Source organism: Xenorhabdus entomophaga (assembly GCF_037996725.1).
In the GTDB taxonomy this organism is placed as follows: domain Bacteria; phylum Pseudomonadota; class Gammaproteobacteria; order Enterobacterales; family Enterobacteriaceae; genus Xenorhabdus; species Xenorhabdus khoisanae.
In genome coordinates, this window is the sequence record NZ_JBBMXH010000014.1 from 20,197 (window position 1) to 29,781 (window position 9,585).

The window sequence follows — 9,585 nt, forward strand, 5'->3', positions numbered from 1 at the left end:
GGCATACCAAAACACCTTGTAACAGGGAGACGTTGCGAGGTATGTAAAACAACCCCATTCGGCCGGATGCTAAATGGACGTTAATTAAAAACCTTGAAGATCATTAACATGACAGAATCTTTTGCTCAACTCTTTGAAGAATCCCTACAGGCTATTGAAACTCGTCCAGGTGCAATCGTACGTGGTGTTGTAGTTGCTATCGATAAAGACATTGTATTGGTTGACGCAGGTCTGAAATCTGAATCTGCAATTCCTGTAGAACAATTCAAAAACGCTCAAGGCGAGCTGGAAATCCAAGTTGGCGATGAAATCGACGTAGCTCTGGATGCGGTAGAAGATGGTTTCGGTGAAACTATCCTGTCCCGTGAAAAAGCAAAACGTCACGAAGCATGGCTGATGCTGGAAAAAGCATACGAAGAAGCTGAAACTGTCACTGGTGTTATCAATGGCAAAGTTAAAGGCGGCTTTACTGTAGAACTGAACGGTATCCGTGCGTTCCTGCCAGGTTCACTGGTTGACGTTCGCCCAGTTCGTGACACTGCTCACCTTGAAGGCAAAGAGCTTGAGTTCAAAGTCATCAAGCTGGATCAGAAACGCAACAACGTAGTTGTTTCTCGTCGTGCTGTTATCGAATCTGAAAACAGTGCAGAGCGCGATCAGCTGCTGGAAAATCTGCAAGAAGGCATGGAAGTTAAAGGTATCGTTAAGAACCTGACTGACTACGGTGCATTCGTTGATCTGGGCGGCGTTGATGGCCTGCTGCACATTACTGATATGGCTTGGAAACGTGTTAAACACCCAAGCGAAATCGTCAATGTGGGCGATGAAATCACAGTTAAAGTACTGAAATTCGACCGTGAGCGTACTCGCGTATCTCTGGGTCTGAAGCAATTGGGCGAAGATCCATGGGTAGCAATCGCTAAACGTTATCCAGAAAGTACTAAACTGACTGGTCGCGTAACTAACCTGACTGACTACGGCTGCTTCGTTGAAATCGAAGAAGGCGTTGAAGGTCTGGTACACGTTTCAGAAATGGATTGGACCAACAAAAACATCCACCCATCCAAAGTTGTTAACGTTGGTGATGTTGTGGAAGTTATGGTTCTGGATATCGATGAAGAACGTCGTCGTATCTCCCTGGGCCTGAAGCAGTGTAAATCTAACCCTTGGCAGCAATTTGCTGAGACTCACAACAAAAACGACCGCGTTGAAGGTAAGATCAAGTCTATCACTGACTTCGGTATCTTCATCGGTCTGGACGGCGGCATCGACGGTCTGGTTCACCTGTCTGACATCTCCTGGAACGTTGCAGGCGAAGAAGCAGTTCGTGAATACAAGAAAGGCGACGAAATTGCTGCTGTAGTTCTGCAAGTTGATGCAGAGCGTGAGCGTATCTCTCTGGGCATCAAACAACTGGCAGAAGATCCATTCAACAATTACCTGTCTGTAAACAAGAAAGGTACAATTGTTACTGGTAAAGTAACTGCAGTTGATGCAAAAGGTGCTACAGTTGAATTAGCTGACGGCGTTGAAGGTTACCTGCGTGCATCAGAAGCTTCTCGTGACCGCGTTGAAGATGCAACTCAAGTTCTGAACGTTGGCGATGAAGTTGAAGCTAAATATGTTGGCGTTGACCGCAAGAATCGCGTAATCAACCTGTCTGTTCGTGCAAAAGACGAAGCTGATGAAAAAGACGCTATCGCTTCTGTGAACAAACAAGAAGATACAAACTTCGCTAACAACGCAATGGCTGAAGCTTTCAAAGCAGCTAAAGGCGAATAATCTAAGTCAATAACGGCGGGTAATATTTTCTTAAACGAGAGTATTACCCGAATACGGTAGTTTAGGGAGGTACTATGACCAAGTCTGAATTAATCGAAAGACTTGCAGAGCAACAATCTCACATGCCGGCCAAAGCCGTTGAAGATGCAGTGAAAGAAATGCTTGATCATATGGCTGAAACATTAGCCACAGGTGAACGTATTGAAGTTCGCGGATTCGGCAGCTTTTCTCTTCACTACCGCGCTCCGCGTGTGGGTCGTAACCCTAAAACGGGTGATAAAGTGGAATTGGACGGCAAATACGTTCCCCACTTTAAGCCGGGTAAAGAGTTACGTGACCGCGTGAATATCTATAGCGATAGCTAAGATATCAGTTATTACTTAATTAAATTAACGGCACTTTAGGGTGCCGTTTTTTTGTGTATCTGATTTTTTGCGAAGAGAATCGCATTACCTTGGGAGTTGTTTCTGTTGCCTGAAAATTAATTTGCGAAGCGATTCCATAATGACATTCATCCGACTGGTGGTGATATTGATTATGCAATAGGCTCTCTGGCGTGAATGGAATATCAACGCAGAGGCATAAATGGATGCAGCCTATAATTTTCTTCATCTTTAATTTTTTATACAGTCCCTGGTGGAAAAAAACACCCATTATCAGTTTGAATTTGGTTGCGCTAGCCGTTGTATTGGGCATTTTTCCTTTATTATTCCTTTCTGAACTCCCTCAACAAAAGATCATAAATTTCCTGCTTTTTCTTGCAATTTTATCTTTATTTTTGCCTTATAAGTTCATTCGAGTGATGTCCATAGGATTATGGGCATTTATTTTCGGTTGTTGGCATGGTCATCAGATATTAGCGAAAATAACGTATTTTAGTGAAACTACTCGTTCTGCAACGGTTATGATTGATAGCGTAACATTGGAAGATAAAACGAAAGAGAGTGAGCAAAAAGCACGTTACCGCATTCGGTTGATTGAAAGTGATGGAAAATATATTTTCCCCGCTTTATACGCATCGGTATTATGGAGTTCACAAGAGCAATTATGCGCAGGCCAAAAATGGCAGGTTACAATGAAACTCAGACCTGTTCATGCCCAATTAAACCATGGTAGTTATGATAACCAGCGATATTCACTTTCTATTCGCCAGCCGTTGAATGGAAAAATTATTCAGGCAAAATTACTCAATAAAAACTGTAGCCTCCGACAAAATTTCATTAATAAGCTTCTGCCAGAAATTCAGTCATTAAAACATGCAGGGATTGCGTTGGCGCTTTCGTTCGGCGAAAGAGCCTGGTTGGATAAACCTACCCGCCTGCTGTTACAGCAGACAGGTATTGCACATTTAATAGCAATTTCAGGGCTGCATATTGCAATGGCCAGCTTATTTGGTTGGAGTTTTGCAAGAATGGCACAATTTTTCTTCCCTGCAAAATGGATTGGATTTTGCTTCCCATTAATTATAGGCTGGTTAACCGCCGTGCTGTATGGGTGGTTATCTGGATGGGGAATTCCGGCTATTCGGGCAATATTGGGGCTAACGTTGTGGGTGTATCTGAGATGTAAAAATAGGCTTTGTTTTTCATGGCAATGGGCTTTATGGAGTGCCGCGCTTATTTTATTTTTTGATCCTTTAGCAATACTTTCCGACAGTTTTTGGCTTTCATTTACCGCAGTGATGGCACTGCTATTTTGGTTTCACTGGATACCCTTGCCAGAAAGAATGCGTCATGGTTGGAAATGGGTTTGGCTGCGTGGATTGCATATGCAATTGGGAATGATACTAATGTTGTTACCGTTGCAGCTTTTGTTATTTCAGGGCGTTAATATTTCATCATTGGTTGCTAATCTGTGGGCTGTTCCAATTATTTCTTTCTTATCTGTGCCATTAGTGATGTCAGGATTAGTTTGTGTTTTTCTTCCCCTTATCCAACCGTTCTTATGGCAACTTGTTGATTACAGTGTTTCTTTTGCTTTGGCTCCTTTATCCATTTTAACGCACTCATGGATTGAAACAGGGCATTATCCTATCGTTATTACGCTTGCCGGCTGGTTTTTTGTTGTTATTTGGCGTCTTGGTTGGTGGAAATCTTATAAAGGGTTATTGGGAGTTTCAATTAGCATTATTGCTTGTTATTCAATACGCTCTGATGAGCATCAATGGCGTTTTTCCATGCTGGATATTGGTCACGGACTGGCGGTAGTGATTGATAAGGGCGGGAAAGCGATAATTTTCGATACAGGGAATCGCTGGGAAACAGGCAGTATGGCAGAAAAAGTCATTGTGCCTTATTTGCGTTGGCACCGATTGACGGCAGAACAAATAATCCTGAGCCATGATCATTTGGATCATACAGGAGGTGTAGAACACCTCAGAGACAACTACCCTGATATCCAAATTAGAAGTCCTTTGCTGAATCAATCTCATTTACCTTGTATCCGTGGTAAACAGTGGCTGTGGCAGGGGCTGAATTTTAAAGTTCTCTGGCCGCCAGAAAAAGCAACTGTCGTTGGAAATAATCAATCTTGCGTGATTCGCATTGATGATGGTAAATACAGTCTGTTATTAACAGGTGATTTGGAGAAACAGGGGGAATATCGCTTATTGGAACTTGAGAAGGGTGAACTGAATGCCACAATATTACAAGTTCCTCATCATGGGAGTAATACTTCCTCTACCGCGATATTTATACGTAAAGTCATGCCTGAATATGCGTTGACTTCAGTTGCACGCTATAGCCCGTGGAGATTACCTTCCGCTAAAGTGAAACAACGTTATAAAAATGCGGGTATTCAATGGAGTAGCACCGCAGTTTCTGGTCAAATAACCGGCTATTTTTATTTTGATCACATTAAATTAGAAGGTTATCGACAACAAATAGTATCACGATGGTATCATCAGTGGTTTGGTATTCGCGGTGATCATGAGTAGAATGAGCCGCTATTTCTTTTGGTTTTGGTAACTCAATAATGAATGATAAAGACCTTTCTACCTGGCAGACCTTTCGCCGATTGTGGCCGATCATCACACCATTTAAGGTCGGGCTGTCAGTTGCGGCGGTTGCACTAATTATCAATGCTGCCGGTGATACATTAATGCTTTCCTTGTTAAAGCCTTTGTTGGATGAGGGTTTTGGTAAGGCAGACATTAGTGTATTGAAGTGGATGCCACTGGTTGTTATCGGATTGATGCTGTTACGTGGCATATCTGGTTTTATATCAAGTTATTGCATCTCTTGGGTATCTGGCAAAGTGGTTATGCAGATGCGTCGGCGCCTGTTTAACCATATGATGGGCATGCCAGTTTCCTTTTTTGACCAGCAATCTACGGGGACATTACTTTCTCGCATCACATATGATTCAGAACAGGTTGCTTCTTCCTCTTCTAGCGCATTGGTGACAGTCGTCAGGGAAGGGGCATCAATTATTGGCCTGTTTATCCTGATGTTCTATTACAGCTGGGAGCTGTCCCTCATTTTGATTGTGATTGCGCCGATCGTTGCAGGTGTTATCCGCCTTGTTTCCGTGCGTTTTCGTAATATCAGTAAAAATATGCAGAATAGCATGGGAATGGTGACGACCAGTGCCGAACAGATGCTGAAAGGGCATAAAGAGGTTTTAATATTTGGTGGCCAAAAAGTTGAAACGGAGCGTTTTAACAAGGTCAGTAACCATATGCGCCAGCAAGGCATGAAAATGGTTTCTGCTGATTCTATTTCAGACCCGATTATTCAGCTTATTGCTTCATTTGCATTGGCGTTTATCCTGTATGCGGCCAGCTTCCCTGAAATTATGGGGGCTTTGACAGCAGGAAAAATTACTGTTGTGTTTTCATCCATGATTGCCTTGATGCGTCCATTGAAGTCACTGACTAACGTTAATGCGCAGTTTCAACGTGGCATGGCTGCTTGCCAGACTTTGTTTGCCATTCTGGATATGGAACAGGAAAAGGATAATGGCAAACTGGAAATCAAAAAAGCAAAAGGCAATATCGAATTCCGCGATGTGACTTTCTGCTATCCAACCAAAGATCATCCAGCCTTGAAAAAGATTTCAATGACGATACCAGCAGGCAAAGCAGTCGCATTGGTTGGTCGTTCTGGATCAGGTAAATCGACAATCGCTAATCTCCTCACCCGTTTTTATGACGTGAATGAAGGGGAAATTATATTGGATGGTCATGATCTGCGCGAATATACGTTGGCTTCACTGCGTAATCAAATTGCGTTGGTGTCGCAAAATGTGCACCTGTTCAACGATACTGTCGCTAATAACATTGCTTACGCCAGCGAAGGACAATTCAGCCGTGAAGAGATCGAACGTGCAGCGGAAATGGCCTACGCAATGGACTTTATCAAAAAACTGGATAACGGCCTTGATACCATGATAGGTGAAAATGGTGTCTTGCTTTCCGGTGGTCAACGTCAGCGTATCGCTATTGCCCGTGCTTTATTGCGTGATTCGCCAATTCTGATTCTGGATGAGGCAACTTCAGCATTGGATACAGAATCTGAACGTGCGATTCAAGCCGCATTGGATGAATTGCAGAAAAACAGAACCTCATTGGTGATTGCTCACCGTCTTTCCACTATTGAAAATGCTGATGAAATTATCGTCATTGAAGATGGTAATATTCTGGAACGAGGCAACCATGTCGCTCTATTGGAACACGAGGGCGCATATGCTCAATTACATCGGATGCAGTTTGGTCAATGATTGAAAAGATATGGTCAGGCCGTTCATGGCTTTATATTGCGCTATTACCCTTATCAGCCCTTTATGGGCTGGTAAGTGGTTTACGTCGATTAAGTTATAAAATGGGGTTGAGCCGCTCTTGGAAAGCACCTGTACCTGTCATTGTGGTTGGTAACCTGACGGCAGGGGGAAATGGCAAAACCCCTGTTGTTATTTGGCTGGTAGAACAGCTGCAACAAAAAGGTTATCGGGTTGGTGTTGTTTCCCGTGGCTATGGAGGGAAATCGGAATATTATCCTCTGCTCGTGACAGATGAAGTGACTACAGCACAGGCAGGAGATGAGCCTGTTTTAATTCGTCGTCGTACTGGTGCGCCTGTTGCAGTTGCACCAAAACGTGCTAATGCTATTGAAGCATTATTGGCTCATACCCCTATTGATATCGTGGTTACGGATGACGGTCTCCAACATTACGCTTTACAACGTGATTATGAGATTGTAGTGATTGATGGCGTTCGTCGTTTTGGTAATGGTTGTTGGCTACCCGCAGGGCCGATGCGGGAACTGGCCGGGCGCTTGAATACCGTCAATGCCATTATTGTTAATGGTGGAACGGCTCAGGCAGGGGAATTGCCGATGACTCTGAAAGGGGAATTGGCCGTTAACCTGTTAACGGGCGAGATGCGAAACGTCACTGATATTCCAAATACAATTGCAATGGCAGGGATTGGTCATCCACCGCGTTTTTTTGCGACATTGCAACAATTGGGCGCAAGTCTACAGGAAACCCATGCTTTTGCTGACCATCACTCTTATGAAAAATCTCAGTTACTGGCTTTGGCGAACAGTGAGCAAAATCTGCTGATGACAGAAAAAGATGCGGTAAAGTGTTTCCAATTCGCTCAGCCTAACTGGTGGTATTTACCCGTCAATGCAGTTTTGCCTGAAGAAGAAGGGCAGAAAGTACTGAATGAGATTCGAGCCTTGATCCCAGAGTGAACCACTCATTTAACAAAATAACAGAGTTAACGGTGAGACATCGCTTGTGGTATTCTGGGCCGCATTAAATTGAAGGCCCGTCTTTTGGGGGATATATGGATCACCGTTTACTCGAAATCATTGCTTGTCCGGTATGTCATGGCAAGCTCAGTTACGATAAAGAAAACTTTGAACTGATTTGCAAATTTAACCGCCTCGCATTTCCTGTCCGTGATGGTATTCCTGTGTTGCTAGAGCATGAAGCACGAGTCTTGCCTACAGAGGAAAACAAGTAACCTATGTTTACCGTTATCATTCCAGCTCGCTTTTCTTCAACGCGCTTGCCCGGAAAACCACTGGCCGATATTCATGGCAAGCCCATGATTGTACGTGTTATGGAACGGGCAGCCCGTTCTGGCGCTGCCCGGGTTATTGTGGCAACAGATAATCAAGACGTTTTTGATGCAGTGATTGCCGCAGGCGGTGAAGCCTGCATGACAAGCGAAAACCATCATTCAGGCACAGAACGGCTGGCGGAAGTTATCGATAAATACCAATTTGCTGATGATGAAATCATTGTGAATGTGCAGGGCGACGAACCGCTTATTCCAGAACAAATCATTAAGCAAGTGGCTGATAACCTGGCTGGCAGTGATGCTGGAATGGCAACACTTGCTGTGCAAATTAAAGATGCAGAAGAAGCATTCAATCCCAATGCTGTTAAAGTTGTTATGGATGCTAAAGGTTATGCGCTCTACTTTTCCCGCGCTACCATTCCATGGGAACGTGACCGCTTTATGCAGTCAAAAGAAACTATCGGAGACAATTTCCTGCGCCATATCGGAATTTATGCGTATCGGGCAGGGTTTATCCGGCGCTATGTTCAATGGACTCCAAGTCCGTTGGAAAATATCGAGATGCTCGAACAATTACGGGTGCTTTGGTACGGTGAAAAAATCCATGTAGCAAAAGCATTGCAAGCGCCGGGTGCAGGTGTGGATACTCCAGAAGATCTGGAAACAGTTAGAAAAGTTTTTGCAGCGCTCTGATCTCTATTGGCATGAGTATTAATTGAATGTGATTTAAAAGAGAATGCCGTATAGCGGCATTCTCTTTTTTCAGTTTTGTTCTTTTCTATTTGGCGATATTTTTCTCACCATTTTTAGGCTGGGGCTCTGATGGCTTTTCAGTGTCTATGTCTTTATTAATAGGTTTAATAGATTGCCAGATACGCCCTAATGTCTCATACCAAGCTCGTTCTGTGTGTGAGAAATAATAGGAAGAAGGGAGATATTTTTCCCACGGATAGAGCGGTGTTGTGACAGCCAATTGGTTGGCCGGGGCTGCGATGGGATGTAGGCCACGTTGTTCAAAGAATCTCATTGACCTTTCCATATGGTTGGCAGATGTGACAAGAATAAAAGATTGCTTCCCGACGACTTTTTCTACCTCAGCAGCTTCTTCTTCTGTATCCAAAGGTTTTTTCAATGCTATGGTGTCTTCTACAGGAATACCCATAGATTGTGCTACCATAGCAGCAACTTCTGCACTGCTAATTGAATTTACGCCTTTACCGCCTGTGAAAATCATTTTAGCGCCAGGATTAAGGTAATATAACCGAATGCCCTCGGTGACTCTGGGCAGGCTGTTGCTGATAAGGTTAGCACTGGGTGCCCACTTAGGGTTATAAGTAAAACCTCCGCCGAGAACGACAATATATTTTACGGGGGCGATGGAGGTAGTATCAGCTATAGTGTCAGATGTGGTTTTAGGCTCATAGCGTTGAACATATTTCCCTTCAATAGGAAGTAAGAGCTTGTCGGCAATAGGCTGTAAACTAAATAAAAGTAATGCAAGCCAACTCAGTGATAAAATAGTTTTTCCCGTTTTTTGCCAGCGGGTGAACCATAGTAATAGTAACGCAATGAAAGAGGCGATAATAATCAGCGGCAAAGGCATTAGCAGCGAGCCGATATATTTTTTTAGCAGGAATAGCATTGATGGGCCTTTGTTTGGTTAAATTACAGCCGTGCAGGGGCGAATTTAAGGCTAAAAGTAGTTAATTAAATGATTACTGTGCCAAAATAACAGTAGCAAAAATAGCAGTAGATAGCTTAACTACTCAATA

General features: G+C 43.5%; 8 protein-coding genes. 7 read left to right on the plus strand and 1 reads right to left on the minus strand.

Annotation, left to right across the window (positions count from 1 at the left end):
• Positions 1 to 108 precede the first annotated feature (108 nt).
• The 7 genes from rpsA to kdsB all read left to right on the plus strand — a co-directional run bounded on the left by rpsA (position 109) and on the right by kdsB (position 8,506).
• The gene (gene rpsA, locus AAC854_RS04670) at positions 109 to 1,782 is read left to right on the plus strand and encodes a 30S ribosomal protein S1 (protein ID WP_340616088.1); all 1,674 of its coding nucleotides are present in this window, start codon (positions 109 to 111) and stop codon (positions 1,780 to 1,782) included.
• A 74-nt stretch (positions 1,783 to 1,856) separates the two neighbouring features.
• A complete protein-coding gene (ihfB, locus tag AAC854_RS04675) occupies positions 1,857 to 2,147 on the plus strand; it encodes an integration host factor subunit beta (RefSeq protein ID WP_340616089.1) in 291 nt (96 codons plus the stop codon).
• Between the two features lie 224 nt (positions 2,148 to 2,371).
• Complete coding sequence (locus AAC854_RS04680; RefSeq protein WP_340616090.1) at positions 2,372 to 4,717, plus strand: ComEC family protein; 2,346 nt, start codon at positions 2,372 to 2,374, stop codon at positions 4,715 to 4,717.
• 35 nt (positions 4,718 to 4,752) lie between these two features.
• Positions 4,753 to 6,501 (plus strand): lipid A ABC transporter ATP-binding protein/permease MsbA, encoded by a 1,749-nt coding sequence (msbA, locus tag AAC854_RS04685; protein WP_340616110.1) that lies wholly within the window; start codon positions 4,753 to 4,755, stop codon positions 6,499 to 6,501.
• Positions 6,498 to 7,478: a tetraacyldisaccharide 4'-kinase gene (gene lpxK / locus AAC854_RS04690; RefSeq protein ID WP_340616091.1), complete on the plus strand. Its 981-nt coding sequence runs from the start codon at positions 6,498 to 6,500 to the stop codon at positions 7,476 to 7,478. Before msbA ends, lpxK begins: the two co-directional genes overlap by 4 nt.
• 95 nt (positions 7,479 to 7,573) lie before the next feature.
• Positions 7,574 to 7,753, plus strand: a complete 180-nt coding sequence (locus AAC854_RS04695; protein WP_047961966.1) for a Trm112 family protein — start codon at positions 7,574 to 7,576, stop codon at positions 7,751 to 7,753.
• A 3-nt stretch (positions 7,754 to 7,756) separates the two neighbouring features.
• A complete protein-coding gene (gene kdsB / locus AAC854_RS04700) occupies positions 7,757 to 8,506 on the plus strand; it encodes a 3-deoxy-manno-octulosonate cytidylyltransferase (RefSeq protein WP_047961967.1) in 750 nt (249 codons plus the stop codon).
• An 85-nt stretch (positions 8,507 to 8,591) separates the two neighbouring features.
• Here the strand turns inward: kdsB and elyC are convergent, their stop codons facing one another.
• The gene (gene elyC, locus AAC854_RS04705) at positions 8,592 to 9,455 is read right to left on the minus strand and encodes an envelope biogenesis factor ElyC (protein WP_340616092.1); all 864 of its coding nucleotides are present in this window, start codon (positions 9,453 to 9,455) and stop codon (positions 8,592 to 8,594) included.
• Between the last annotated feature and the right edge of the window lie 130 nt (positions 9,456 to 9,585).